Genomic DNA, 25144 nt, shown 5'->3' on the forward strand with positions numbered 1-25144 from the left:
GATCTCGGCGGCGCTCCGCAACCCGAGACGGGAGATCGTTCGATGGCCAAGGTCCTGGTGCTGTACTACTCGACCTACGGACACGTGGAGCAGATGGCGTATGCCGTCGCCGAGGGCGCCCGGGAGGCCGGCGCCGAGGCGGTTGTGAAGCGCGTGCCGGAGCTGGTGCCCGAGGAGGTCGCCCGGCAGAACCACTTCAAGCTCGATCAGACCGCACCGATCGCCACGGTGGATGAGCTACCCCAGTACGATGCGATCATCTTCGGGACGCCGACCCGCTACGGCAACATGGCCGCGCAGATGAAGCAGTTCATCGACCAGACCGGCGGCCTGTGGATGAAGGGTGCGCTGGTCGGCAAAGTCGGCTCGGCCTTCACCTCCACCGCGTCACAGCATGGCGGCCAGGAGACGACGCTGACGAGCTTCCACACGGTGCTGTTCCACCACGGCATGGTGGTGGTCGGCCTGCCCTACTCGTTCCCGGGTCAGGCCGGCGTCGAGGCGGTCAAGGGCAACACGCCCTACGGCGCCAGCACGATCGCGGACGGCGACGGCTCGCGCCAGCCCAGCGCGGTCGAGCTGGACGGGGCGCGGTTCCAGGGTCGCCACGTGGCCGGGATCGCGGCCAAGCTGGCCTGACAGCACAGCGCAAGAAAAAAGGCTCGGATCGCTCCGAGCCTTGAAGGAAAAAGGCCATTTGGGGGCTGAGAAGGCCTTCGTGATCAATGAACGGGCCACGGCGTCATCTGTTCCACGGCGCCGATAAAAATAACGGTCGCCCTCAACGGGGTGCGGCGGCGCGGGCCAGACGGTCCCGAATCGCCTCGCCCAGGCCGTCCGGGGGGATCGGCGCCACCGCGATGGTGGCGGCCCCGGAGGCATCGAGCGTGCGCAGCGCCCCGAACAGGCGGGACGCCGCCTCGGCCGGATCGCCCGCCGGGCTCAGGTTCAGGCTGGCGCGGGCCTCGGCGTGGCCCTCGGGCCGCCCGGCCCCGAACAGCAGCACGGCCTCGCCGGGTTCCACGCGCGTCACGTCGAGGCGCACCCGCGCCCGGGGCGCGTAATGCGAGGCGAGCATGCCGGGACCCGCCGGCCGCTCGGCATCGCCCATTGCAGGGCCCGCCGGCTCGAAGCCCAGCACGGCGCGCAGCGCCGCCCGGGTGACCCCGCCCGGACGCAGCAGGCGCGGGGTGCCGTCGAGACACGCCACCACGGTCGATTCGACGCCCACCTGCGTGTCCCCGCCATCGAGCAGCGCGGCGATCCGCCCCGCGAGGTCGTCGAGCACGTGGTCGGCGCGGGTCGGGCTGACGCGGCCCGAGCGGTTGGCCGAGGGCGCCGCCACCGGACCGCCGACCGCCTCCAGCAGGGCGCGGGCGATCGGATGCCCCGGGACCCGCAGGGCGACGCTCGGCAGGCCGGCCCGGGCGAGGTCGCAGACCCGCGTGCCCGGTCCGGCCGGCACCACGAGGGTCAGGGGACCCGGCCAGAACGCCGCGGCGAGGCGCTGCGCGGATCCATCGAAGCGGCCCTCGGCCAGGGCCGTGTCGACGTCGGCCAGATGGGCGATCAGCGGGTTGAAGCGCGGCCGCTCCTTGGCGGAAAAGATCCGTGCGACCGCGGCGGCGTCGGTGGCGTCGGCGCCGAGGCCGTAGACCGTCTCGGTGGGGAAGGCCACGAGCTCGCCCGCCCGCAGCAGCGCCGCGGCCTGGGCGAGGCCGGCCGCGTCGGGGTCGAGCCGCCGGGTCGCGGCCGGGACCGTTGACCCGGGATCGTTCATGCGGGAAGCCGTCGCGAAGTGATGGCGGCGCGCCCGTCGCGCGCCTATCCTGGGGCCGCCGTAGCCCCGGTGCCCGGGCGCGGTCAAACCCGCCCCGGGATATCAAGCGGGCGGGCCGAGAGGAGCGACGACCCGATGAGCTACCGCGCCCCCGTTCCCGAGATGCTGTTCACCCTCCGGCACGTGGCCGGGCTGGACGGCGTCGACCCGGACGACGCCGAGGCGATCCTCACCGAGGCGGGGCGGATCGCCGGCCAGGTGCTCGCGCCGCTGAACCGGGTCGGCGACCGGCACGGCACCCCGTTCGCGGACGGATCGGTCACCACGCCCCCCGGCTGGCGCGAGGCCTACCGCACCTTCACGGACGGGGGCTGGAACGGCCTCTCGGCCGAGGCCGACCATGGCGGCCAGGGCTTGCCGAAGCTGGTCGAGGCCGCCTGCACCGAGATGTGGAACGGCGCCAACCTCGCCTTCGGCCTCTGCCCGCTGCTGACCCAGGGCGGCATCGAGGCACTCGCGGCCCACGGCTCCGAGGACCTGAAGGCGCGCTACCTGGAAAAGCTCGTGACGGGCGAATGGCCCGCCACCATGAACCTGACCGAGCCGCAGGCGGGCTCGGACCTCGCCCTGCTGCGCAGCCGGGCCGAGCGCGCCGACGACGGCACCTACCGGATCATCGGCTCCAAGATCTACATCACCTACGGCGAGCACGACCTGGCGGACAACATCGTCCACCTCGTGCTGGCCCGCCTGCCCGACGCGCCGGCCGGCACCCGCGGCATCTCGCTGTTCCTGGTGCCCAAGGTCCTGCCGGACGGGACCGTCAACGACCTGCGCTGCTCGGGCGTCGAGCACAAGCTCGGCATCCACGCCTCGCCGACCTGCTCGATGGCGTTCGGCGATCACGGCGGCGCGGTCGGCTGGCTGATCGGGCAGGAGAACAAGGGCCTGGCCTGCATGTTCACGATGATGAACGCGGCCCGGCTCAATGTCGGCCTGCAGGGCGTCGGCGTCGCCGAAGCCGCGACCCAGCGGGCGCTCGCCTACGCGCAGGAGCGTCGGCAGGGCCGGGCGGTCGGGGCCGCCGAATCCACCAGCCCGATCGTCGCGCATCCGGACGTGCAGCGGATGCTGCTGACCATGAAGGCCTACACGGCGGCGGCGCGCGGCATCTGCTACCTCACGGCCGCCGCGCTCGACGCCTCGCGTGGCCCGGAGGGGCAGACCGCCCTCGACCGCGCCTCCCTGCTGACCCCGGTGGCCAAGGCCTTCTCCACGGATCTCGCCAACGAGGTGACCTCGCTCGGCGTGCAGGTCCATGGCGGCATGGGCTTCGTCGAGGAGACCGGCGCGGCCCAGCTGATGCGCGACGCCCGCATCCTCGGCATCTACGAGGGCACCAACGGCATCCAGGCCATCGACCTCACCGCGCGCAAGCTGCCGCTGAACGGCGGCGCCACGGTTCGCTCGCAGATCGCCTGGATGCGCCGGGCCGCGGAGAGCCTGCTCAAGGCGGGCGATCCCGCCTTCGGCCACATGGCGGCGCGGCTGCGCGATGGGATCGGCAGCCTCGACCGGGCGACCAGCCACCAGCTCGCCGCCCTGACCTCCAACCGCCCGAACGCGGCGCTCGCCGGCGCGACCCCGTATCTCCGCCTGTTCGGCCTCGCGCTCGGCGGCGCCTGCCTCGCCCGCAGCGCGCTCGCGGCCGCCGCGGCCCTGAAGGCCGGCGAGACCGACCCGGCCCATGCCGCCCGGATCGCCCTGGCCCGATTCTACGCCGAGAATCTTCTGGTGGCTGCGGGCGGGCTGGAGCACTCCGTCGTGGAGGGCGGCGCCTTCACGGACGACGCCGCGCTGGCGCTGGCGGTTTGAGGGGGGCGGACATGGCCGACACGATCGCGATCACCGACGTCGAGGGCGGCGTCCGCCTGATCACCCTGAACCGCCCGGAGAAGAAGAACGCCCTCACGGGGGCGATGTACGACGCGATGCGCGCGGCCCTGGCGGAGGCGGATGCGTCCGACAGGATCGGCGCCGTGGTGTTCGCCGGGCAGCCCGGGATGTTCAGCGCCGGCAACGACCTCGCCGACTTCATGGGCGGCGCCGCGGGCGGCTTCAGCGCCTCGCCGGCCCTGGCCTTCATCCGCCAGCTCGCCCGGACCCGCACCCCGATGGTGGCGGCGATCGACGGGATCGCGGTCGGCATCGGGGCGACGCTCAGCCTGCATTGCGACCTCGTCTATGCCAGCCCGGCGGCGCGGCTGCGCATGCCCTTCGTGGAACTCGGGCTCGTGCCGGAGGCGGCGTCGAGCTACCTGCTGCCCCTGCGGGTCGGGCGGCTCAAGGCGACGGAGCTGCTGCTGCTCTCTCAGCCGCTCAATGCCGACGAGGCTTTGGCGCTGGGGCTCGTCAACGCGGTGCTGCCGGCCGACATGCTGCTGGACCAGGCCATCGCCCAGGCGGCCAAGCTCGCGGCCCTGCCGCGGGGCGCGCTGACGGCGTCCCGGGCGCTGATCCGCGGCGACCAGGCGCAGGTCGAGGCGGCCCTGGAGGCGGAGGCCCGGGCCTTCGACGCGCAGCTGCGCTCGCCCGAATCCCAGGAGCGGCTCGCGGCCTTCCTGACGCGAGCCAAGCCCGCCGCGTCGGCGTGACCACGCCCCCCGACCTGTCCCAGAAGATCTGCCTGGTGGCCGGCGCCTCCCGGGGCGTCGGCCGGGGCCTGGCCCGGGCCCTCGGCGAGGCCGGGGCCACCGTGATCGTCACCGCCCGCTCCAGCGAGACCGGTCCGCGCACCGAGATGCGGCCGGAATCGATCGAGGATACCGCCCGCCTGGTCGATGCGGCCGGCGGGCGCGGCCACCACTACCTCTGCGACCACCGCTCAGAGCGGGCCACGGATGAGCTGATCCATTGGGTGCTGCGCCGGTTCGGGCGGATCGATGTCGCGGCCTGCAGCGTCTGGGGCGGCAACGAGGGCTACGACGGCGAGCGCTACCCGGACGGGGCCGGCTGGGGCACGCCGTTCTGGCGCCGGTCGGCCGAACCGTATCTGGGGTTCCTCCAGGCCGGGCCGCTGCCGGCGCTGCTGCTCGCCCGCGCGGTCGCCCCGTCCATGGTGGCAGCGCGGACCGGCCTGATCGCGCTGGTCTCGTTCGGGACCGAGGAGTATCTCGGCGACGTGTTCTACGATTCCGCCAAGGCCGCCACCAACCGGCTGGCGCTCGCCTTCGGTCAGGACCTCGCGCCCTACGGCGTGACCGCGCTCGGCCTCTCGCCGGGCTTCGTCGCCACCGAGCGGGCCCTGGATCTCGGGCAGGACGAGCGGGCCACCGAGGGGCCGCTCTATGCCGGCCGGGCGCTCGCCGCCCTGGCGGCCGACCCGGACATCGCGGCCCGGGCCGGCGCGGTGCTGCACGCGGGCGACCTCGCCCGGATCTACGGCTTCACCGATGCCGACGGCACCCAGCCGGAGCGCTTCCGCGTCGGGCCCTGACCGCGCCCCGAAACCGGTTCGACCCGCCGCGGGAGCGAAAAACGGCCTTAATTCTCCCGCACGCTCGACCGTAATTGGCCGCGTGGGCACTTCGGTGTCCCGGCAGGCTCACTTCGGTGCGACGAGGAAAACAAGCATGTCGGATGCGAATACGGCCCCGCGCGTGCTGATGGTGTTCCCCAAGTTCTACGAGAACTCGATGTGGAACTTCAAGGAGGCCATGGAGCTGCAGGGCGCCCGCGCACCCGCGCCGCCCCTGGGCCTGATCACCCTCGCCGCGATGCTGCCGCCGGCCTGGCAGGTGAGTCTGATCAACCGCAACTGCGAAGACCTCACCGACGCGCAGATCCTGGCGGCCGACCTGGTGATGACCGGCGGCATGCTCCCCCAGGAGCCGGATTGCCTCGTCGTGATCGACAAATGCGCGGCGCTGGGCGTCCCGGTCTGCGTCGGCGGCCCGGCCCCGACCTCGACCCCGGAGATCTACGACAAGGCCGACTTCCTGGTTCTGGGCGAGGCCGAGGGCATCCTGGCCACCTTCGTGGAGGCCTGGGAATCCGGCGCCCGCCGCGGCCGGTTCACGGCGGAGAAGTTCAAGGCGGACGTCACGACCAGCCCGATCCCGCGCTTCGACCTTCTGACCTTCAGCCACTACCTGTATATCGGCGTCCAGTTCTCGCGCGGCTGCCCGTTCACCTGCGAGTTCTGCGACATCATCGAGTTGTACGGTCGCTCGCCGCGGACCAAGACCACCCCGCAGATGCTGGCCGAACTCGACCGGCTCTACAGCCTCGGCCATCGCGGCCATGTCGACTTCGTGGACGACAACCTGATCGGCAACAAGAAGGCGATCAAGCTGTTCCTGCCGCACCTGATCAAATGGCAGGAGGCGCACGGCTACCCGTTCAAGTTCTCCACCGAGGCCTCGCTGAACCTCGCGGACGACGACGAATTGCTCGGGATGATGCGGGACGCGAACTTCTTCGCCCTGTTCACCGGGATCGAGACGCCCGACGAGGCGACGCTGATCCAGACCCAGAAGAAGCAGAACACCAAGCGGTCGATCGCCGACAGCGTGCACAAGCTCTACGAGCACGGCATGTTCGTCACCGCCGGCTTCATCGTCGGCTTCGACACCGAGAAGGACAGCATAGCCAAGGCGATGTCCCTGTGCATCAGCCAGACCGGCATCCCGATTTCGATGGTCGGCCTGCTCTACGCGATGCCGAACACCCAGCTCTCGCGCCGCCTGCGCAAGGAGGGCCGCCTGTTCGAGAACTTCGCCTACACCACCGCCGAGCAGGGCGACCACTGCACGCAAGGGCTCAACTTCGTGACGCTGCGCCCGCAGCAGGACGTGCTGGCCGATTACCGGGATGTGCTAGCCGAGATCTACGACCCGCCGAACTTTTTCGAGCGCGTCCGAGAGATCTCCCGCCGGGTGAAGCGGCCCAAATTCGCGGCCCACAAGCTCGACTGGCGCCACGTCGCGCGCGACCTGGGGTCGCTGCTGCGGATCTGCTGGCGGATGACCGTGCGGCGGCCCGAACTGGCCAAGCACTTCTGGGGCGTGTTCCTGCAGACCGCCCGCCACAACCCGGCGGCCCTCGAGGCGGTGGTCACCAACATGGTGATCTACCTCCACGTCTACCCGTTCTCGCGCTACGTGATCCGCGAGATCAACGGCCGGATCGCCGAACTCGAAGCCGGCCGCTGGGTGTCGCCCCCGATCCTGGCGCCCGAAAAAGACAGCGGCGCCAAGGCCGCGCCGGTCGGCAAGGTGGTCGCCCGCGCCGAGGTCAAGCACCTCGCCGCGGTGGCCTGACCGGCCGCGCCGGCCTCACGCGGCGCGCACCGTCTGCAGGAAGGCGCCGATCTCCCGGCGCAGGACCTCGGATTGCGCCGACAGGCCTTCGGCCGAGGCGAGCATCCGGGTGGCGGCCGTGCCGGTCTCGTCGGCGGCGCGGGCGACCGCGTCGATCGTGCCGGTGACCGAACCGGTCCCGGCGGCCGCGTCGGCGATGCTGCGGGCGATCTCCTGGGTCGCCGCGCCCTGCTGCTCGACTGCCGCCGCGATGGAGGTCGCCACCCCGTCGATCTCGCGGATCCGGCCGGTGATGCCGTCGATGGCGTCCACGGTCTGGCCGGTCGCGCCCTGGATCCGGCCGACCTGTCCGGTGATCTCGTCGGTCGCCCTGGCGGTCTGCGCGGCCAGGGCCTTCACCTCGGAGGCCACGACGGCGAAGCCCCGGCCGGCCTCGCCGGCCCGGGCCGCCTCGATCGTGGCGTTGAGCGCCAGCAGGTTGGTCTGGCCGGCGATGTCGGAGATCAGCCGCACCACGTCGCCGATCCGGCCCGCGGCCTCCCTCAGCTCCTGAACCAGGCCCGCGGTCCGGCCGGCCTGATCCACCGCGCCCCGGGCGAGGTCGGCGGAGCCGTCGACCTGCCGGCCGATCTCCTGCACCGAGGCACCGAGTTCCTCGGCCGCCACCGCCACCGTGCCGACATGGGCGGTCGCCTCCTGCGCGGCGCTCGCCACCGCGGCCGAGCGCTCGGCCGTGCGGGTCGCCGTGCTGGTCATGGCCTCGGCATTGGACCGGAGGTCCAGCGCCGCCTCCGTCACCGCCGCCAGCACGCCACCGATCGCGGCCTCGAAGCCGTCGGCCATCTCCTGGACGGCCCGCCGTCGCTGCGCCTCGGCGCCGGCCCGGGCGAGCGTCGTCTCCTGCTCCAGCGCGCGGCTATGGATCAGGTTGTCCTTGAACACCTGGACGGCCGCCGCCATCGCGCCGATCTCGTCCCGGCGGCCGGTGCCGGGGATCGCCACGGTGGCGTCGCCCTCGGCCAGGCGCCCCATGGCGCCGGTCATCCGCTGGATCGGGCGGGCGATGCCGAGCAGGGCGAACAGCATCGCCGCCGCCGCGACCGCCAGCGCCACCGCCGTGGCGACCAGGGCGGTGCGTTTGGCCGAGGTCGCGTTGTCGGCGGTGGCGGCGACGTTCCCGTCGGTCTGCGACCGGGCCAGCGCGATCGCCTCGGTGAGGCTGCCGACCGCCGCATCGTTCTGGGCGCCCGTCTCCGGGTCGAGGACGCGCTTGAGGGCGCCGTCCCTGTCGCCGGCGATCATCAGCTCGACCACCTGGAGCTGGATGTTCTGGTAGGCATTCCAGGCGCCGGTGAACCGCTCGTAGGTCTCGCGCGCCTTCGGGGTCGCGAGGCGGTTCTGGTAGGTCTGGCGCAGTTCGGACAACGCCCCGAGGCCGTCGGTCAGCGCGGTCTGGTTCTTGTCGAGGGTCGCGAAGTCAGGTGATCCAGCGACCAGCCGGTACAGCTTCAGCCGCACGTCGCGCACCGCCATGCCGATGGCCTCGGCCTCGTTCTGGGCCGGCAGCCAGACCTGCGAAACCTCCTTGGCGTCCTGCTCGATCTCGGACAAGCGGACGACGCTGACGACCCCCTGGCCCGCAGCCGCGAGGGCCAGCAGGCCGATGGCTCCGCAGAGGACGGTCTTCAGAGAGAATCGCATCGGGGCTTCCGTCGTCGCGGCCAGCCGCGCTTCCGGGTGCGATGATCTCCAGGATATCTCTTAACGTTTTATCTGCGGCTGGAGAATATTCGCGACTAAAGCCACTTCTTCCAGCGAAAGAAAACGTAGGGCAGGATGGCGGCAACGAACATCATCACCACGGCCATGGGGTAGCCGAACGGCAGTTCTAGTTCCGGCATCGACTTGAAATTCATGCCATAGATCGAGGCGATCAGCGTCGGCGGCATGAATACGACGGCCATGACCGAGAACAGCTTGATGATGTTGTTCTGCTCAAGGTTGACTAGTCCGAGCGTCGCATCGAGCAGAAATTGAATTTTCGTGGACAGGAAGGTCGCGTGCTCTTCCAGCGATTGAAGATCGCGCAGGGTCGAGCGGACATCCTCTCTGAGGTCGCGGGGCGCCTTGTTTGTCCGATAGGTCGCCGACAGCGAAAGCAGGATCCGCTCCATCGAGACCAGGCTCTCGCGCTGCTTCGAGATCAGGTCACCATGGCGTCCGAGCGCCCGCAGGGTATCCTGGAGGGCGGTGTTGCGGGCGGACGGGTCGTCCTGCACTTCGAAGATCTTGCCCGACAATCGGTCGATCCGCTCGCCCTGGAGCTGGAGCACGTCCGCGGCCCGGTCGATCACCGCCTCGATCAGACCGGCCAGGATGGCCTCGCCGGAGACCGCGGAGGCGCTGCCGTTCCCGGTCGTGCGGCCGGCCCGCTGGGTGTACATCCGGAAGGCCTGCGGCTCCTCGTGGCGCACGGTCACGAGCCGGCTGCCGCGCAGGATGAAGGTGATGCCGGCCAGCCCCGGCTCCTCGGCATCGCTGACCTTCGAGAGCACGCGGCCGGTCATGTAGCGGGCGCCCTCCTCGACGTAGAGCAGCTCCGACGGCTCGATGTCCTTCATCTCCTCGCGGGTCGGCACCTCGATGCCCGCGAAGGCCTCGACCTTGAGTTCCTCCTCGCGGCTCGGGCGGATCAGGTCGAGCCAGACGGTGTCCTCGGGGATCGTGTCCTGGAGATCGACGATTCGGCGCTCAAGCAGCGAGGATCCGGCGCCGGTCGAGGGCTGGTGGATGAAAATCACGACGGTGTCTCGGGTGCAAAACGGTCACTGGGCGGCGCCGGGTCCGATCCGCATCCGGCACGGCGGCTCCAAGCGCAAGCTGTGCCGTGGGTGTGGCGTTGTTTTCTGACGCTTCCGTGACATCGCGGCCCGCATCGACACTGCGGTGTCGTCAGGCCAGAAGGTCAGTTGCAGCCTTCGCAGACGCTGTCCTCGATCTTGTCGGTCAGGGCGCGCTCGCGCCGCTGCTCCCGCCGTGACGGGACCTCGCCCGCGCCCAGCGACGTACCCGGCGGCTTCGTCACGCCCAGGCTGTTGGTGTTCGGCGCCGTGATCGTCGATCGCGGCCCTCCGCCGGTGCCGGTCTCATCGGGGGCGCGCGGCTGAGCCGCCAGCGTGGCCGGCAAGACGAGGCTCAGCGCGGCGAGGCTCAGCGCTGCGAAGGCGAACAGGCGGATCGAGGCTGCGGTCATGACACCTCCAGTCATCGTGAGAAGGTCAGAATCTACAGCAAGTTGCAAGCCTGCAATCTGAAAGTCTTCACTGCGCAAGTCTTCGATGCGCAGCCTCCGCGCCGCAAGCCTCCCGATCTTGCGCGCCTCAGCGGCGGCGCGGGGCCTCGCGGCGGAACACGCCGACCATCTCGACATGGTCCGAATGCCGGAACTGATCGACCGGCGTCACCGATTCGAGCTGGAACCCGCCGGCCGTGAGCGTCGCCGCGTCCCTCGCGAAGGTGCCGGTATCGCAGGCCACGCCGATCGCCACCGGCACCCGCGAGGCGGCGATCTGCCGGGCCTGGGCCTCGGCGCCGGCCCGGGGCGGGTCGAACACGACCGCGTCGAACCCGTCGAGTTCCGTGGGCAGCAGCGGCCGGCGGAACAGGTCCCGGCGCTCCGTGGTGACCTGGCGCAGGCCCGTGGCGGCCCGGGCCGACCGGTCGAGGCCGCCGAGCGCCGCCGCATCCGCCTCGACGGCGTGGACCGCGGCTGTCCGCGCCATCGCCAGGGCGAGGGGCCCGCAGCCGGAGAACAGGTCGGCGACCCGCCGCGGACGGCGCCCCACGGCCGCCAGGCTCAGCGCGGTGAGGATGGCCTGCCCGGCCGAGGTCGCCTGCAGGAAGCCCCCGGGCGCTGGATAGAGGCGGCTCTCGGCGTCCGTGACCGAGACCGGCTCGGCCTCCATCAGGCGCTCGCCGTGGAGCGACAGCCGGACGAGGCCCAGTTCGCCCGCGATTCGCACCAGCGCGGAGGCGACGCCGCCGGTCACCGGTCCGTGGCCGCGCAGGTCGATGTCGAGGCCCTGGTCGGTGGCGGTCACGGCGACGTCCAGGGGTTTGCGGCCGTGGCCCAGCGGCGCCGCGAGCCGGCGCGCCACCGCGGGGGCCGGATGCAGGGCCGGCACCGTGATCGGGCAATGGTCGATCGGCACGAGGGCGTGGCTGCGCGCGGCCATCAGACCGGCCTCGCCTTGTCCGTCGATCTCCCGGACGTGCAGCGTGATGCGGCGGCGCCCGGCCCCGTGCGCGTCGATCGCGGCCCCCGGCTCGACGTCGAGACGGGCCTGCGACAGGGCCTGCGCGACGAGGCCGCGCTTCCAGGACAGCTCCGCGGCGGGCGCGAGATGCTGCGTCCGGCAGCCGCCGCAGCGCATGTAATAGGGGCAGAACGGCTCGACCCGGTCGGGGGAGGGCGTCTCGATGCCGAGCAGCTCGGCCCGCTTTCCCTCCCGGCGGATCGTCACGCGCTCCCCGGGCAGCGTATAGGGGACGAGGATCCCGTCCTCCGCGATGCCGTCGCCGCGGGCACCGAGGTCCCGGATCGTGACCGTTTCGCTCATGACAGGGTTGCGCCGATCAAAAATTCGGAATTGCCGTCGCCACCCGGCACGGGCGAATCGATCAGGCCCAGGATCGTCGCGCCGAGCCCCTCCAGCACGAGGCGGACGGAATCGCAGACCTCCGCGTGGACGGCCGGATCGCGCACGAGGCCGCCGCGCCCGACGCGCGCGCGCCCGGCCTCGAATTGCGGCTTGATCAGCGCGACGATCGCGGCGCCGGGGGCGAGCAGCGCCGGCAGGGCCGGCAGCACCAGCCGCAGGCCGATGAAGCTCACGTCGACGCTCGCCAGCACGGGCCGCGGGACGAGCCGCGCCGGATCGAGGGCGCGGATATCGGTGCCCTCCAGGCTGGTGACGCGGGGATCCGCGGCCAGCCGCGGATGCAGCTGCCCGCGGCCGACATCCACCGCGTGGACATGGGTGGCGCCGTGGGCGAGCAGCACGTCCGTGAAGCCGCCAGTCGAGGCGCCGACGTCGAGGCAGGCGAGGCGCGCCGGATCCAGCCGGAATGCGTCGAGCGCCGCCGCGAGCTTCAGTCCGCCCCGGGAGGCGTAAGGGTGCTCGGGGGCGGCCTCGATCCGCGCGCCCGGGGGGATCGCCTCCGAGGCCCGCGCCAGCGGCCGGCCGTCCACCCGCACCAGCCCGGCCCGGATCGCGGCCTGCGCCCGCGCGCGGCTCTCGAAATGGCCGTGCTCCACCAGGAACAGGTCGGCCCGCTTCGGCGCAGGCGCGCGGTGCGCGGGCGCTCCGCCTGCCGGTATGGGCCGTTCTCCGGTCATCAGGGCTTTACAGGCTCGCGTCAGGGATACGGCAAAGGTTTCGGGGGCCGGCCCTGTCGGAGGGGCGGCGTGCCCCCTACCTAGACCGGGCTGGAGAGGAGAGCCACCGTATGACACGCATCCTGCCGCTGCTCGCGCTGCTGGGACCTTTCGCGGCGAGCGGCGCCTTCGCCCAGGAGCCGGCAGCCCCCAAGCCGACCGAGACGTTCCAGGCGCCCGTCAAGAACGCCAAGGGCGACCCGATCGGCACGATCGCGATCCGCGACGGCGCCAACAGCCTCGTGCTGCGCGTCGCCATCCAGCCCGGCGGATTGCCGCCCGGCTGGCACGGCATGCATTTCCACGCGGTCGGCGATTGCTCGGATCCGAAGTTCCTGAATTCCAAGGCCCACGTGAACCACGACCAGAGCAAGCACGGCCTGCTCAATCCGGATGGACCCGACGAGGGCGACCTGCCGAACCTCTACGTGGCCCAGGACGGCTCGGGGAATGCCGAGGTGACCAGCGAGACGCCGCTCACCGGCGAGGGCGGCCTCAAGGACGGCGACGGCTCGGCGCTGATCATCCACGCCAACGAGGACGACCACACCACCCAGCCGATCGGCGGTGCCGGCGACCGGGTCGCCTGCGCGGTGATCAAGTAGACGTGATCAGGCGGCGTTGGGCGAGGGCACCAGGGGCGGGATCGGGCGCGGGCGCCCGGCCTCGTCGATCGCCACGAAGGTGAGGGTCGCCTGCGTCACCCGCTCGCGGACCTGGGTGCAGAACCGGCGGGCCCAGGCCTCGACCTCGATCTTCATCGAGGTCCGGCCGACATGCGAAACCCGGGTGTAGACGCACAGCACGTCGCCGACCCGGACCGGGCGGATGAAGGTCATCGCGTCGAGGGCCACGGTGACGACCCGGCCCTGGGCCCGGTCCACGCCGGCGATGCCGCCCGCCTGGTCCATCTGGGTCAGCACCCAGCCGCCGAAGATGTCGCCGTTGGCGTTGGTGTCGGCCGGCATCGCGATGGTCCGGACCGTCAGATCCCCCCGCGGCAGGTCCGCCTCGGGCGGCGGCGCCTGCTCACCTTCGAGGTTCGCGCGTGCGACGTGCTGCATGCCGTCCATCCGCCTGTCTCGCGCGCCGTCAGGAAAGGATGCCGGCGAGCTTGAGCCCGGCCGCCAGCAAGATGGCGGCTGCGCCCAGGATGCATTCGAACGGGATCGATTGCCAGAGGTCCGGCGTCGCGGCCGTGGGCTCGGCGCGCTGCGCGATATCGTTCATCGGGTTTCCTCCCGGGCAGGCCGATCTGTCGCCGGCGCGTCCCGTTCCTGCATTATACGGCATGAAGACCGGCCGCGCATCTCGAATCGGCGCATGAAAAAGCCCGGCGGCTCGTGGGAGCCGCCGGGCCTGTCAGCGTAGTGGACCGCTCAGTAGAAGAACCGGCGACGGTAGTACGGACGGCGGTAGAACGGGCGCGGGCCGTAATAGAACCGGCGGCGGTAGTACGGACGGCGGTAGAACGGCCGCGGGCCGTAGAACCGACGGCGGTAGTAGTACTGGGCCTTCTGGGCCACGGCCGGCGCGGCGTCGGCCGGCAGGGCGATGCCCGGACCGACCGGCGCGGCCGATGCGCCCTGCGGCGCCGCGGCCGCAAAGCCCAGCACCAGCAGGGCCGCGAGCAGGAATTTCCTCAGCACGTCTCGACTCCCTTCGCGTGATTGCGTCTTCGACGACGGACCGCACGCGGGACGAGAACCCGGTCGGCGGTCCGAAACGCTGCAACGCATGGGCGATGGGAAGCGTTGCAGCGTAACCACTACGGAGGTTCGGACAGGGTTTATTTTTGACCTCGCCGCCCCGGTCGGTCGTGGAGACGCAGCCTGCGCTCAGGCGATCTTGGTGGTCATGTCCTCGATGCGAGCCTCGGTGCTCTGGCGGACGAGGGCGATGCCGTGCTCGCAATCCTCGCGGCGCAGGTAGCCCTCGCCGGAATCCGCGATCACCTCGCCGTTGCGCGCGCGCAGGCGCCAGCGCCACTCGCCCTTGGCATCCCGATAGAGTTCGAACCGCATGGTGCAGCCTCTCGTCCGACGTGCCGGTGAGATGGGACACCCCGCGCAAAAAAGAAGCCGCCCCGGGAGGTTCCCCCGAAGCGGCGTCCGTACCAATCTGGAAGAATCCCGGTTTCAAAAGGTCGAGACCTTTTGCGGGTGCAGGGCAGAGCCCTGCGGATCTCTCGGGGGCTGCGCCCCCGAGCCCTCTCTTCAAGAGCGGGGCGACCGCTCCAGCCAGCCGATGGTGCGGCCTTCGCCGTTGCCGCCGCCGGCGCTGCGCGGGCGGGCATCGGCCCGCTGGGGCCGGCTGTCCCGCGCCGGTCGCGCCTGCTGCTGGGCCGGGCGCTCGCCCTGCGGACGGGCGGGCCGGTCCGAACGGGCCTCGCGTCCCTGCGGGGCGGGACCGCGACCGTCGCCGCGACCGCCTTCGGGGCGGCCCTGGCGCGGTGCACCCTGGCCCTGGCCGCCGCCGCCGCCGAAGCCGCGGCCGCCTTCCGGACGCCCCTGCTGGGGACGGCCCTGCTGCGGACGGGACCGCTGACCCGGACGGCCACCGGCCGGGCGCTGCTGCTGGCGCTCGGGCCGGCGCTCCTCCTCGCGGGCGATCTCGGCCGCCTCCTGACGGGACGGGGGCGAGAAGCCCTCGGGGAAGCCGGCGACCGGCACGCTCTGGCGGGTCAGCCGCTCGATGTCGCGCAGGTAGGCCCGCTCCTCGTCGTTGCAGAACGAGATCGCCAGACCGGTCGCCCCGGCGCGCGCGGTGCGGCCGATGCGGTGGACGTAGCTCTCCGGCACGTTCGGCAGGTCGAAGTTGACCACGTGGCTGACGCCGTCGACGTCGATGCCGCGGGCCGCGATGTCGGTGGCCACCAGAACCCGGCAATCGCCGTCCCGGAAGGCCTGGAGCGCCCGCTCGCGCTGCGGCTGGCTCTTGTTGCCGTGGATCGCGGCGCCGGCGATGCCGGCCTTGTCGAGGCCGCGCACGACCCGGTCCGCGCCATGCTTGGTGCGGGTGAAGACCAGGACGCGGTCGATGGCCGGATCCCGCAGGATGTGGGCGAGCAGCGCCTGCTTCGCGCCGGTATGGGCGAAGATGACCGTCTGCTCGACGCGCTCGGCCGTGGTGGCGACCGGGGTCACGGCGACCTGCACCGGATCCTTCAGGTATTGGCTGGCGAGCCCGGCGATGTTCTTCGGCATGGTCGCCGAGAAGAACAGGCTCTGGCGCTGGGCCGGCAGCAGCTTCACGATGCGCTTGAGGGCGTGAATGAAGCCGAGGTCGAGCATCTGGTCGGCCTCGTCGAGGACCAGGATCTCGACGCCCTCGAGGGTCAGCGAGCGGCGCTCGATCAGGTCGATCAGGCGGCCCGGGGTGGCGACCAGGATGTCGACGCCCGGGGCCAGCGCCCGCTCTTGGCGGCTGATGGTGACGCCGCCGAACACCACCGTGGTGGTGTAGGACAGGTGGCGCCCGTAATCCGAGAAGGACTCGGCGATCTGGTTGGCGAGCTCGCGGGTCGGCGAGAGCACCAGCACCCGGCAGCCGCGGCGCGGGGCCCGGCGGTCCGAGAGCGAGAGGCGGTGCAGGATCGGCAGCGCGAAGGCCGCAGTCTTGCCGGTGCCGGTCTGGGCGATGCCGCAGAGGTCGCGGCCCTCCATGGCCGGCGGGATCGCCTGGGCCTGGATCGGGGTCGGCGTGACATAGCCAGCCTCGCCGAGCGCCCGCAGCACGGGCTGGGCAAGGCCGAAATCGGTGAATTGGGTCAAAGAGATATCCGATGCAGCAGGGCCGGCCGGGCGCTTCGCGTTCGTTGCGAGCAGCGCAGAAATCTGGTCGGTCCGTTGGCAGGGGGCAGCCCGCGTGATGGGGCGGCCCGGGTGCATGCACGTTATGAAGAGGGGGGCCGGATCACGCCGGGAGGCGCCCGATCCGTCACGCAACCCCCTCAAGCGGGCCATGACGGCCGCTGACGCTGCACCGCCGATATGCGGGTGTGCGCCTGCGAAGTCAATGCACAGCTGTGCCCGGCAGGACATGGCTCCGATCGCGTGGGTGCACGGCTCCGGCGATGCGTCTCCGTCCACGACGTCCTGACGACGGGCGCGGACCGGTGTGGTCGATATCTCCGCGAAGGCTGAGGATCTGGCGATGCGGTTCGTGACCGACGCGGAGGTGGCCGCCGACGGCCGGATGGTTTTGCCCCAATCCGTGCGCGACGCTTTGGGTCTCACGGGGGAGAGCCGCCTCGTCGTGACGGTCGATGGCGATGAGGTGCGCCTCGTACCGGTCGGCCGCGCGGCGTCGAAGCTTCAGGCTCTCTACCGCGAGAACGTCCGCCAGGATGCCGATCCCTCGTCCTTCTTGAGAGAACGCCGCGCCGAGGCGAACGGCCAGGATCCGGTTGCGTGAGCGCCGTCGTCCTGAACTGATCTGTCTTAGGCCGCCAGCCGCCGCGTCTGGCGGTAGAGGCCCGCCGTCAGACCCGCGAACAGCACCAGGCCGCCGAACAGCGCCGGGCCGCCAAAACCGTCGCCCATCAGCGCCAGGGCGCCATCGTCGCCCGACACGTAGACGATGATCGCGAAGGCGACGCCCCAGAGGCTCTCGCCGACGATCAGGCCCGTCGCCGTGAGGGTGCCGAGCCGGACCGCCCGTTCCGGATCGGCCTGGCGGCGCGCCCAGCGCTCGTAGACCGTGCCGATCACCGCGCCCGCCACCAGGGGCAGGATCAGCTTCATGGACAGGTAGATCCCGAAGGCGGCCGCCAGCGGCGGGAGGCGCAGGCGCTTCAGGCGGCCGAGGGTCTCGTCCAGGGCGATCAGCCCCACGCCCGCAACCGCGCCCCAGCCCAGCATGCGCCAGTTGGCCTCGCCCGAGAGCACGCCCTTGGCCAGGGTCGAGATCAGGCCGGCCTGCGGCGCGGCCAGCGCGTTCGGCCCGGCGCCGGGCGCCCCGACGAAGCCGAAACTCGTCGCCAGCAGGTTGAGCACCGGCGGGATGATCGCCGACCCGAACACCACGCCGACGACCAGGGCCGCCTGCTGCTTCCACGGCGTCGCCCCGACCAATTGGCCGGTCTTGAGGTCCTGCAGGTTGTCGTTCGCGATGGCGCAGACGCTGAACACGATGCCGGTGACGGTCAGCACGTAGGCGACGAGCGCCCCGCCGCTCTGCGCATCCCCGTCGCGGTCGAGCAGGCCCAGCAGCATCGCCGAACTCGCCAGCGCGGCCAGGATGCCGATGCCCGACAGGGGCGAGTTGGACGAGCCGATCAGCCCGGCCATGTAGCCGGTCACCGCGGCCACCACGAGCCCGATCACCAGGACGAACAGCAGGCCGCCCGCGACCAGCAGGACGCCGTGGCGCTCCAGGCTCGTGCCGGCGAGGACGTCCCACAGCAGCCAACCGATCGGCAGCAGAAGGCTCGCCGAGACCAGGAGGACGACCGCGATCGGCAGGTCGCGCTCCTCGAGCGCCAGCGTCGCGCCGGCCTGGCGCGCCCGCCCGGTCGCGAAGGCCGAGCGGATGCCGCCCAGCACCGGGCGGGCGATCCGGATCAGCGTCCAGAGCGCGGCCACGCCCATCACGCCGGCCCCGAAGAACCGCACCTCCTGCCGGAACGCCGCGCCGACCCAGGCCTCGACGCTTGCGTCCGGCATCGGCTGCTGCGCGGTCAGGATCGGGACCAGCACGGCCCAGCCGATCACCAGCCCGAGCGCCATCGCGGCCCCCACCGACAGGCCGACCAGATGGCCGACGCCCAGCAGCGCGAAGGACAGGTTGCCGGCGATCCCGGTTGCCCCCGCGCCGACGCGGAACCAGAGCGCGGCGCTGTCGAGCACCAGCCGGGTCTGCGCCAGCACCGCGAAGCCGGCCGAGGCCAGGCTGTTCCAGACCAGGATGCGCAGGCCCAGCGCGCTGTCCGCCGCGCCTGTGGCGCCCTGGGTGCCGAGCGCCAGCACCTCCGCGGCGGCCCGCCCCTCCGGATAGGGCAGGTCCGAATCGACCACGAGGGCGCGGCGCAGCGGCACGGACAGCATCACGCCCAGGATCCCGCCCGTGGCGGTGATCCCCGCGGTGGTGAGCCACGGGAATCCGTGCCACCAGCCGATCATCACCAGGCCCGGCAGCACGAAGATGATGCACGAGAGCGTGCCGGCCGCCGAGGCGACGGTCTGGACGATGTTGTTCTCCAGCACCGTGGCGCCGGGGAGGTGGCGCAGCACCGCCATGGAGATGACCGCGGCCGGGATCGATGTGGCGAAGGTCAGCCCGACCTTGAGGCCGAGATAGACGTTGGCGGCGGTGAACAGCAGCGTCAGCGCCGCGCCGAGCAGGAGGCCGCGCCAGGTCAGTTCGGCCGGTTGGGCGCCGCTGGACATGCGAATCGGGTTCCGGAAGCCAAGACGCCGAGTTTATCGGTAGGCGATTGAAAGATGCAAATGTCCTTCCCGTGACCGGCCAAGAACTAATGCACGATCAATATGATTTTTTGTCGGAAAAAATCGAAACACGACGACGAAAAACCGAACTTGTGGTTCCGGTGTTGGACGATCGATATTTTATACGGTCGAGAATAGATGTAGCACGCGAATGCCCCGCGCGCTGGATGTGATCGGAGCGGTTTGGTAACGTCGAGCCATGCAGATCGATGAAGAGCGCATTGACGACGCCGTGCTCGCCCTTCTGTGGCTGACGCTCCACAACGAATGTCGAGCCTGGAAAGGGTTCGACTGGGAGGCCCTCGGCCGCCTGCACGCGAAGGGGCTGATCGACGATCCGGTCGGCCGGGCCAAGTCGGTGGTGCTGACCGAGGAAGGCCTGCGTCGATCCGAGGCGCTGTTCGAAGCGCTGTTCACCCGCAAGGAATGACCGGCTCGCCTCGGCGGCCGCGCGCAGACATGCGCCAGGCGGCTTGCCGCAAACAGAGTATCGGGGCGAATCAACGGCTGAAGCCGTGGTGCCGGCCTGAGGCCGAGCGATCAACTGTCAGAGGGAAAACACCACAACGAACGTGTGGTGCGGCCAAGAGGACTCGAACCTCCACCCCTCGCGGGACTAGCACCTCAAGCTAGCGCGTCTACCAATTCCGCCATGGCCGCATCGGACGCGAAGATCCGCCCGTTCGCCCGACCGATGCGACCTCCGGGGAAACCCTCGGGCCGCCATCATGTCGGGCGGCGCAGCGGATAACAGATCGATCCGCCTCCGACAAGCGCTCCGCTCGCCCCACCGTCTCTCAGAGCGGAAATTACGCGACCCTCGGCGAAAACGACCGTCCGTGAGTCATGTGCAGAGGGCGATGAGGGCCAGGTGCACAATGGCTCGCAAGTCCCGCTCGGAGGCGCCATCGCGCGCCTGTACCGACAGACCCTGCAGGGTGGCGGCGCAGAACGCGGCCAACGCCTGGGTATCGCTCGTCTCGGGCAATTCGCCCTCGCTCTTGCCGCGATCGAGCCGGGCCTTGATGGCTTCGCGTGCCGCGATCCGCCGAGCGGTCATGCGCTGCGCGATCGGGTGATGGTCGGGCCCGCAGCTCAGCAGGCCCAGCGAAATGAAGCAGCCGCCGGGACGGCCGCTGGCGGCGTAGTGCTTCGCCGCTTGTGTCAGCAGAGTGCGGATCGCCTCCTGCACGGTTCCCGGTTGTTCGAGGGCCGCCGCGGCGAACGCGCCGTCGCGCTGCTGATACAGGGCGACCGCTTCCTCGAAGAGGGCTTCCTTGCTCTGGAATGCGCCGTACAGGCTGGTCGCCGTGACGCCGATGGCGTCCGTGAGATCGGCGATCGACGTGCCCTCGTAGCCGCGGGCCTGAAACAGGGCCAGGGCGGTCTCGAGAGCTTCTTGGCGATCGAACTGGCGTGGCCGGCCGCGCCCTCTCCGACCCGACGGGTTTTCGATTTCCATAGCGACCACTGCGATAATGCCTTGACAGGCGCGCCACAAGCCGTCCTCAATTCTGTAGCGATTCCTGCAAAAAGGCTTTCCGATGATGCGGCATGCGATCGTCGCTCTGGGTGCTCTCGCTCTCGGGGCCGGGCTCGGCGTAGGGGCGCAGGCCGACCCGCGGCGGGTCCTGATCTACGGGGACAGCAACACCTGGGGCTATGTGGCGAGCCCTGACGGCCAGCCTGCCCGCCGCTACGGGCGCGACCAGCGCTGGACGAGCCTGCTCCAGCAGGCGCTCGGTGCCGATTACGAGGTGGTGGAGGACGGACTGAATCTGCGCACGACCGACCTCGACGGCGAGGCTTGGCCCGACAGCATCATTCGGCCCGACACGGTCAACGGCTCAAAACATCTGCCGGTGTCGATCGCGGCCAACATGCCCCTCGATCTGGTCGTGATCATGCTCGGCACGAACGATCTTCAGGCCCGCTATCAACGCTCGCCGGAGCAGGTTGCCGACGCCGCAGTGGGGCTCGCACGGCAGGTGCAGGCCTCCTCGGGAGGCATCGGCAACGCCTATCCGGCGCCGCGCGTGCTACTGGTATCGCCGGTCCAGGTGGCGACGATTCCGATCCAGGGCTGGAGCGAGCGCTATGACGGCGGTCGGGAGAAATCGCAGCACTTCGCCGAAGCTTTTGCGCAAGCGGCGGTGAAGGCCCGGATCCCGAGCTTCGACGCCGCATCCGCGATCGGCGGCGGCGCACATGGTGCCGATGGCCTGCACCTGTCTCCGGCCGATCACCGTCAGTTGGCGGCCGCGATCGCCCCGGTAATCCGTAAGACGCTGGGCGCCGAAGAGCCGTGACTGATCACCCGGACGCGTAGTTGTCGTCCAGGAACGGCGTCGCGCTGTCGCCGATCGTGGTGCCGGGCTCGATGATCGCGGCGGCCTTGCGGATCAGCTCCGTGATCTCGACGGAGATGCGGTCGCCGGTGACCACGATCTGGCCGCGGGCGATCGGGTGGTCGTTGGCCAGGATCTCGACCATGTCGCTGTCGCTGGCCTCAAGCTCGATCACCGCGCCGCGGCCCATGCGCAGCAGCATGTGCAGCGGCATCCGGGCCCGGCCCAGCACCACCGTCAGATCGACCTTCAGGGTCTCGAAGACCGCCACCGCGCGCCCATCCCGTCTCGCCGCCGACCCGATGCACCCAAAACTTGCAACCGCCGGCCGCGGATGTTGAAGGCTTCGACCATCGACGCAGGATGGTGAACCCTTGGTAAACGCGCCCCGCCTCACGGTCTCGCCCCATGCCTTCCCGGCGCGCCCCGGCTCGGATCCGGTGGGCTGGCGCGTGAGCGACGCGCCCGTGGGCTACGCGGACGCGGTGGCCTGGATGGAGGCGCGCGTCGAGCGGATCGCCCGGGGCGCGGCGCCCGAATGCGTCTGGCTGCTCGAACACCCGCCGCTCTACACCGCCGGCACCTCGGCGCGGTCCGAGGACCTCGTGGCGCCCGATCGGTTCCCGGTCCACGTCACGGGCCGGGGCGGCCAGTACACCTATCACGGCCCGGGCCAGCGGGTCGCCTACGTGATGCTGGACCTCGACCGCCGGAGCCGGGACCTGCGCGCCTACGTGGCGAGCCTGGAGGGCTGGCTGATCGAGACCCTGGCGGCCTTCAACGTCCGGGCCGAGCGCCGGGAGGACCGGGTCGGCGTCTGGGTGCGCCGTCCCGAGAAGGGGCCGGGGGTGGAGGACAAGATCGCGGCCATCGGCATCCGGGTGCGCCGCTGGGTCAGCTTCCACGGGATCAGCTTGAACGTCGAGCCGGACCTGTCGCACTTCGCCGGCATCGTGCCGTGCGGCGTGCGCGAGCACGGGGTGACGAGCCTGGTCGATCTCGGCCTGCCGGTGAGCCTGGCGGAGGTCGACATGCAGCTGCGCGCGGCGTTCGAAGAGATTTTCGGGGCTACGGTGAGCGAGGCGCCGGAGAATCCGTGATCCGAAAGGGCATCGGCATTCGGTCGGCGGAACCGGCCTCGGCGATGAGCGGAGCGCTTCGCCCATGCGCCGCCAGATTGGACCCTTGCGTCCACACAGACCGCGCGCACATGATGGTGCATGTCGCTCGCTCCTCCGAAAGAACCACGGTCGTCAGAGGCTGCGCCGGCGCCGAGCAACAACCTGTTGCTCAGGCAGATGGATGGCCTGCGTCGTGACATGCGTGAGTTGATGGAGCGCGAGGCCCGCACGATCGAGCTAATGAACCGCATCGCCGTGCGGATGGATGAAGGCTTCACCCGTATCCGCGACGACATGGCCTATATCCGGCGTGACGTCGGTGAGATGCGCGGCGATCTGCTGACGATGGAGAACCGCGTTTTGGACGCGATCACCGAAGTCCGGTTCATGGCCGCGCGCGTGGACGAAGCCGAGGCCGAGCTGCGGCAGGCGGTGGAAGGATCGCCGCCGGTCCCCTGACAACCGACGATCAGAAATCCGCGTGCAGCCGCGACGCGAAGAAGTGCGCCGGCCCGCGGTCGCGGTTGTAGCCGGGGTTGTTCACGAACTGGTAGTCGAAGGTCAGGGTCACGAACTTCGTCAGGTTCAGGGCGTAGTAGGTCTCGATCGCCCGCTCGCTGCCGTAGTTGAGCCGCCCGTCGCCGACCAGCAGGCCGTAATAGCCGGCCGCGAAGGCGGCGCGGTGCGAGGGTGAGAGCCGGTTCATCGCCGTGCCGATGGCGACCGTGTCGTCCGGCCGGTCCCAGGCCTTGCCCTTCAACGACAGGCCGCCGGAGAAGCTCTGGTCGATGTCGGTGAAGGAGATGTTCTCCGTGCGCCCGTCGTTCAGGCTCGCCCGGGCGAACAGGCCGAGTTCGGGCGTCAGCGCCTGCTCGAGGTTGATGTAGCCGCCGGTCTTCCGACGCGGCTTGCGGGTCGCGAGGGCGGCATCGCTGCCGTTGTCGAACAGGCCGAGCTGCGTGAGGGTGACCAGCTCCCGGTTGTTGGCCGAGACCCCGACATTCGAGAACAGGCCGATGCGGATCTTGCCGGGCTGCTCCAGCCATGGGAGCACGTGGCGCTCCTCGAACTCGGCGTTCAGGCCGGCGCGCCGGAACACCCGCGGGTCGAGCACGTCGCTGGACGGCTCCTTGGGCACCTGCGTGTAGGCGGCGCGGATCGCGAACTCCGGCCGGTTGTATTCGGCGTAGAGCCCTTGCGTGAAGCCAGGGAGGTTGGCCGGGAAGTCCCAGGCCGAGGCCCCCCACAGCGACCAGTTGAAGAAGTCGACCCGCGGGTCGTGGGCGTAGACGTTGCCGTCGAAGAAGTCGCCCAGCGCGAACTTGCCGGCGATCAGGGTGATCCGCTCCGCATCGTACCGGGTGGCGACCTGGTTCGGCCCGTCCGGCACCTCCACGGTCTCGCCGCCGAGCCCGATCGTCTGCTTCACGTAATAGCGGTTCGAGCGCAGCTTCGGGAACGGGGCGCCGGCCTTCTGCGCCTCGCCGTTGACGAAGCCCGCGACGCCCAGCGTCCGCGACAGGCCGAAGCCCTGGCTGAACTCGGGGTTGTAGTAGAGCTCGGTGCTGTCGGTGAGCTTGAGCCCGAGGAAGATGGTGGCCGTGGTGGTCTGCCGGGCCTGGTGCGGGATCAGGCTCTGCGCGCCCTCGTAGGGCGAGCGGAAGCCCGGCACCCCCTGGGCGATCAGCGTCGTCTGCCCGTGCAGCGAGAAGCGCCCGGTCTCGCCGTTGTCGGGGTCGTGCGGGGCGGTCTCGTCCGGATCGGGTGGAGCCTTCAGGCCGCCCGGGAACCACATCAGCCGCGCGAACAGCTGGTTCGAGGTGAAGCTCGCCCGGGACGTGACCGGACCGCCGTCGTCCCCCGGCACGCTGCCCAGCGAGAAGCGCCGGCTGCCGCCGAGGTCGATGTAGCGGTAGTCGATCCCCAGGGCGAGCGAGTCGCTGATCGCGTACTGGATGCCCGCGCCCAGGGTGAAGCCGAGATATCCGAGTTCGCGCCGCGCCGTGTTCTGGCCGCCCGCGTCGAGGTCCGGATAGTTCGCCAGGAACCGCGCGTTGGCGCCGGCGAGCCCGAACGATCCGTAGATCAGGTACCGGTCGAAGCTGTAGCCGACCCGGGCCCGGAGGGTGCCGTAGAGGTCGGTCTTGGCGCGCACGATGTTGAAGGGCTGGTCGGCATCCTCGTAGCCGAAGCCCGTGACGGTCGAGGGCACCGGCCGCTTCAGGTTCGCCACGTCGAGGGTCGCCTCGGCTCCGTAGACCCAGGGGCCGGTCTGCCAGTTCCAGCCGCCGAACAGGCCCCCGACCGCCGTGGTGGCGTTGCGGCCCTGGTCGCTGCGCCCGGTGGAATCGCCGCTCTTGAACGCCGGCACCGCGCGGTTCCCGATCGCCGTCGGACCGAAATTATAGGCCCCGTAGGACCCGCCCGCGCTGCCCTGGAGGCCGATATAGCCCCCCGACCAGTCGGTGTAGGCGGGGAGGTCGGGCACCGGGCGCCGCCCGGCGGGGTCGGCCGCGGCCGCCGGAACGGACGCGATCAGGGGCCCCACCAGGACGAGGGTGGCGGCACGGAGGAGGGGCACGGGACGGGACGGCATCGGACTCGCAGACAAGGTATAGCACTTGCTATAATAGGGTTCGCGGACACGCAAGCTGTTTCGGATCGCCTCGAACACGGGCCACATCGTTT

26 protein-coding genes and 1 tRNA gene are annotated in these 25144 nt (G+C 70.8%); 11 read left to right on the forward strand and 16 right to left on the reverse strand.

The features are described 5' to 3' along the window. Positions 1-42: 42 nt before the first annotated feature. On the forward strand, positions 43-639 hold the full coding sequence (gene wrbA / locus MFF40_RS07435; protein ID WP_238260064.1) for an NAD(P)H:quinone oxidoreductase: 597 nt from the start codon (positions 43-45) through the stop codon (positions 637-639). A gap of 142 nt (positions 640-781) precedes the next feature. Here the strand turns inward: wrbA and MFF40_RS07440 are convergent, their stop codons facing one another. Then, positions 782-1780: an L-threonylcarbamoyladenylate synthase gene (locus MFF40_RS07440; protein WP_238260065.1), complete on the reverse strand. Its 999-nt coding sequence runs from the start codon at positions 1778-1780 to the stop codon at positions 782-784. Positions 1781-1915: 135 nt separating this feature from the next. Here MFF40_RS07440 and MFF40_RS07445 point away from each other — a divergent pair, with 135 nt between their 5' ends. The 4 genes from MFF40_RS07445 (at position 1916) to MFF40_RS07460 (ending at position 7101) form a co-directional block, all read left to right on the forward strand. Then, positions 1916-3655: an acyl-CoA dehydrogenase family protein gene (locus tag MFF40_RS07445; protein ID WP_238260066.1), complete on the forward strand. Its 1740-nt coding sequence runs from the start codon at positions 1916-1918 to the stop codon at positions 3653-3655. A gap of 11 nt (positions 3656-3666) precedes the next feature. Further along, on the forward strand, positions 3667-4434 hold the full coding sequence (locus MFF40_RS07450) for an enoyl-CoA hydratase-related protein (RefSeq protein ID WP_147897400.1): 768 nt from the start codon (positions 3667-3669) through the stop codon (positions 4432-4434). A 35-nt stretch (positions 4435-4469) separates the two neighbouring features. After that, positions 4470-5276 carry an SDR family NAD(P)-dependent oxidoreductase gene (locus tag MFF40_RS07455; RefSeq protein WP_147897411.1) on the forward strand — a complete coding sequence of 269 codons (807 nt, stop codon included), beginning with the start codon at positions 4470-4472 and terminating at the stop codon, positions 5274-5276. Positions 5277-5412: 136 nt separating this feature from the next. After that, on the forward strand, positions 5413-7101 hold the full coding sequence (locus MFF40_RS07460) for a B12-binding domain-containing radical SAM protein (RefSeq protein WP_147857246.1): 1689 nt from the start codon (positions 5413-5415) through the stop codon (positions 7099-7101). Positions 7102-7116: 15 nt separating this feature from the next. Here the strand turns inward: MFF40_RS07460 and MFF40_RS07465 are convergent, their stop codons facing one another. From MFF40_RS07465 to MFF40_RS07485, 5 genes are all read right to left on the reverse strand, one after another. Further along, positions 7117-8802, reverse strand: coding sequence for a methyl-accepting chemotaxis protein (locus MFF40_RS07465; protein WP_238260067.1), 1686 nt, complete (start codon positions 8800-8802; stop codon positions 7117-7119). A 95-nt stretch (positions 8803-8897) separates the two neighbouring features. After that, positions 8898-9902 (reverse strand): magnesium transporter CorA family protein, encoded by a 1005-nt coding sequence (locus tag MFF40_RS07470; RefSeq protein WP_147853632.1) that lies wholly within the window; start codon positions 9900-9902, stop codon positions 8898-8900. 164 nt (positions 9903-10066) lie between these two features. Beyond that, complete coding sequence (locus tag MFF40_RS07475; RefSeq protein WP_147853631.1) at positions 10067-10354, reverse strand: hypothetical protein; 288 nt, start codon at positions 10352-10354, stop codon at positions 10067-10069. Between the two features lie 127 nt (positions 10355-10481). After that, a complete protein-coding gene (locus MFF40_RS07480; RefSeq protein WP_147897398.1) occupies positions 10482-11720 on the reverse strand; it encodes a class I SAM-dependent RNA methyltransferase in 1239 nt (412 codons plus the stop codon). Next, positions 11717-12499 carry a TlyA family RNA methyltransferase gene (locus MFF40_RS07485; protein ID WP_238260068.1) on the reverse strand — a complete coding sequence of 261 codons (783 nt, stop codon included), beginning with the start codon at positions 12497-12499 and terminating at the stop codon, positions 11717-11719. Before MFF40_RS07485 ends, MFF40_RS07480 begins: the two co-directional genes overlap by 4 nt. A gap of 110 nt (positions 12500-12609) precedes the next feature. On the opposite strand from MFF40_RS07485, the gene MFF40_RS07490 reads away from it, so the two are divergent. Beyond that, the gene (locus MFF40_RS07490; RefSeq protein ID WP_147897397.1) at positions 12610-13143 is read left to right on the forward strand and encodes a superoxide dismutase family protein; all 534 of its coding nucleotides are present in this window, start codon (positions 12610-12612) and stop codon (positions 13141-13143) included. 6 nt (positions 13144-13149) lie between these two features. On the opposite strand, the gene MFF40_RS07495 is transcribed toward MFF40_RS07490, so the two are convergent. The 5 genes from MFF40_RS07495 to MFF40_RS07515 all read right to left on the reverse strand — a co-directional run bounded on the left by MFF40_RS07495 (position 13150) and on the right by MFF40_RS07515 (position 16311). Next, positions 13150-13602, reverse strand: a complete 453-nt coding sequence (locus tag MFF40_RS07495) for an acyl-CoA thioesterase (protein WP_187278086.1) — start codon at positions 13600-13602, stop codon at positions 13150-13152. 28 nt (positions 13603-13630) lie between these two features. Continuing rightward, positions 13631-13768: a hypothetical protein gene (locus MFF40_RS07500; protein WP_187193523.1), complete on the reverse strand. Its 138-nt coding sequence runs from the start codon at positions 13766-13768 to the stop codon at positions 13631-13633. A 149-nt stretch (positions 13769-13917) separates the two neighbouring features. Then, positions 13918-14187 (reverse strand): hypothetical protein, encoded by a 270-nt coding sequence (locus tag MFF40_RS07505; protein WP_007566004.1) that lies wholly within the window; start codon positions 14185-14187, stop codon positions 13918-13920. 189 nt (positions 14188-14376) lie between these two features. Then, entirely contained in the window at positions 14377-14562 is a 186-nt protein-coding gene (locus tag MFF40_RS07510; protein WP_147857947.1) for a YegP family protein, read from the reverse strand. A 192-nt stretch (positions 14563-14754) separates the two neighbouring features. Then, on the reverse strand, positions 14755-16311 hold the full coding sequence (locus tag MFF40_RS07515) for a DEAD/DEAH box helicase (RefSeq protein WP_147897396.1): 1557 nt from the start codon (positions 16309-16311) through the stop codon (positions 14755-14757). 382 nt (positions 16312-16693) lie between these two features. Between MFF40_RS07515 and MFF40_RS07520 the strand changes: the two genes are divergently transcribed. Next, positions 16694-16954 carry an AbrB/MazE/SpoVT family DNA-binding domain-containing protein gene (locus MFF40_RS07520; RefSeq protein ID WP_147854235.1) on the forward strand — a complete coding sequence of 87 codons (261 nt, stop codon included), beginning with the start codon at positions 16694-16696 and terminating at the stop codon, positions 16952-16954. A 26-nt stretch (positions 16955-16980) separates the two neighbouring features. Here MFF40_RS07520 and MFF40_RS07525 read toward each other — a convergent pair whose 3' ends face one another. Continuing rightward, positions 16981-18927 carry an OPT family oligopeptide transporter gene (locus MFF40_RS07525; protein ID WP_147854234.1) on the reverse strand — a complete coding sequence of 649 codons (1947 nt, stop codon included), beginning with the start codon at positions 18925-18927 and terminating at the stop codon, positions 16981-16983. 259 nt (positions 18928-19186) lie between these two features. On the opposite strand from MFF40_RS07525, the gene MFF40_RS07530 reads away from it, so the two are divergent. Then, positions 19187-19417, forward strand: a complete 231-nt coding sequence (locus tag MFF40_RS07530) for a DUF6429 family protein (RefSeq protein ID WP_147854233.1) — start codon at positions 19187-19189, stop codon at positions 19415-19417. Between the two features lie 145 nt (positions 19418-19562). Here MFF40_RS07530 and MFF40_RS07535 read toward each other — a convergent pair. Beyond that, positions 19563-19647 (reverse strand) — tRNA-Leu (locus MFF40_RS07535). Positions 19648-19831: 184 nt separating this feature from the next. Continuing rightward, the gene (locus MFF40_RS07540) at positions 19832-20449 is read right to left on the reverse strand and encodes a TetR/AcrR family transcriptional regulator (RefSeq protein WP_147854232.1); all 618 of its coding nucleotides are present in this window, start codon (positions 20447-20449) and stop codon (positions 19832-19834) included. An 85-nt stretch (positions 20450-20534) separates the two neighbouring features. On the opposite strand from MFF40_RS07540, the gene MFF40_RS07545 reads away from it, so the two are divergent. Continuing rightward, the gene (locus tag MFF40_RS07545; protein ID WP_238260069.1) at positions 20535-21296 is read left to right on the forward strand and encodes a GDSL-type esterase/lipase family protein; all 762 of its coding nucleotides are present in this window, start codon (positions 20535-20537) and stop codon (positions 21294-21296) included. 4 nt (positions 21297-21300) lie between these two features. On the opposite strand, the gene MFF40_RS07550 is transcribed toward MFF40_RS07545, so the two are convergent. After that, entirely contained in the window at positions 21301-21606 is a 306-nt protein-coding gene (locus tag MFF40_RS07550; protein ID WP_147854230.1) for a FliM/FliN family flagellar motor switch protein, read from the reverse strand. A gap of 103 nt (positions 21607-21709) precedes the next feature. On the opposite strand from MFF40_RS07550, the gene lipB reads away from it, so the two are divergent. After that, positions 21710-22435: a lipoyl(octanoyl) transferase LipB gene (lipB, locus tag MFF40_RS07555; RefSeq protein ID WP_238260070.1), complete on the forward strand. Its 726-nt coding sequence runs from the start codon at positions 21710-21712 to the stop codon at positions 22433-22435. A gap of 198 nt (positions 22436-22633) precedes the next feature. Next, positions 22634-22915, forward strand: coding sequence for a hypothetical protein (locus MFF40_RS07560; protein ID WP_238260071.1), 282 nt, complete (start codon positions 22634-22636; stop codon positions 22913-22915). Between the two features lie 10 nt (positions 22916-22925). Here the strand turns inward: MFF40_RS07560 and MFF40_RS07565 are convergent, their stop codons facing one another. After that, complete coding sequence (locus MFF40_RS07565; protein WP_238260072.1) at positions 22926-25052, reverse strand: carbohydrate porin; 2127 nt, start codon at positions 25050-25052, stop codon at positions 22926-22928. Between the last annotated feature and the right edge of the window lie 92 nt (positions 25053-25144).

This window comes from Methylobacterium mesophilicum (genome assembly GCF_022179445.1).
Lineage (GTDB): Bacteria > Pseudomonadota > Alphaproteobacteria > Rhizobiales > Beijerinckiaceae > Methylobacterium > Methylobacterium mesophilicum.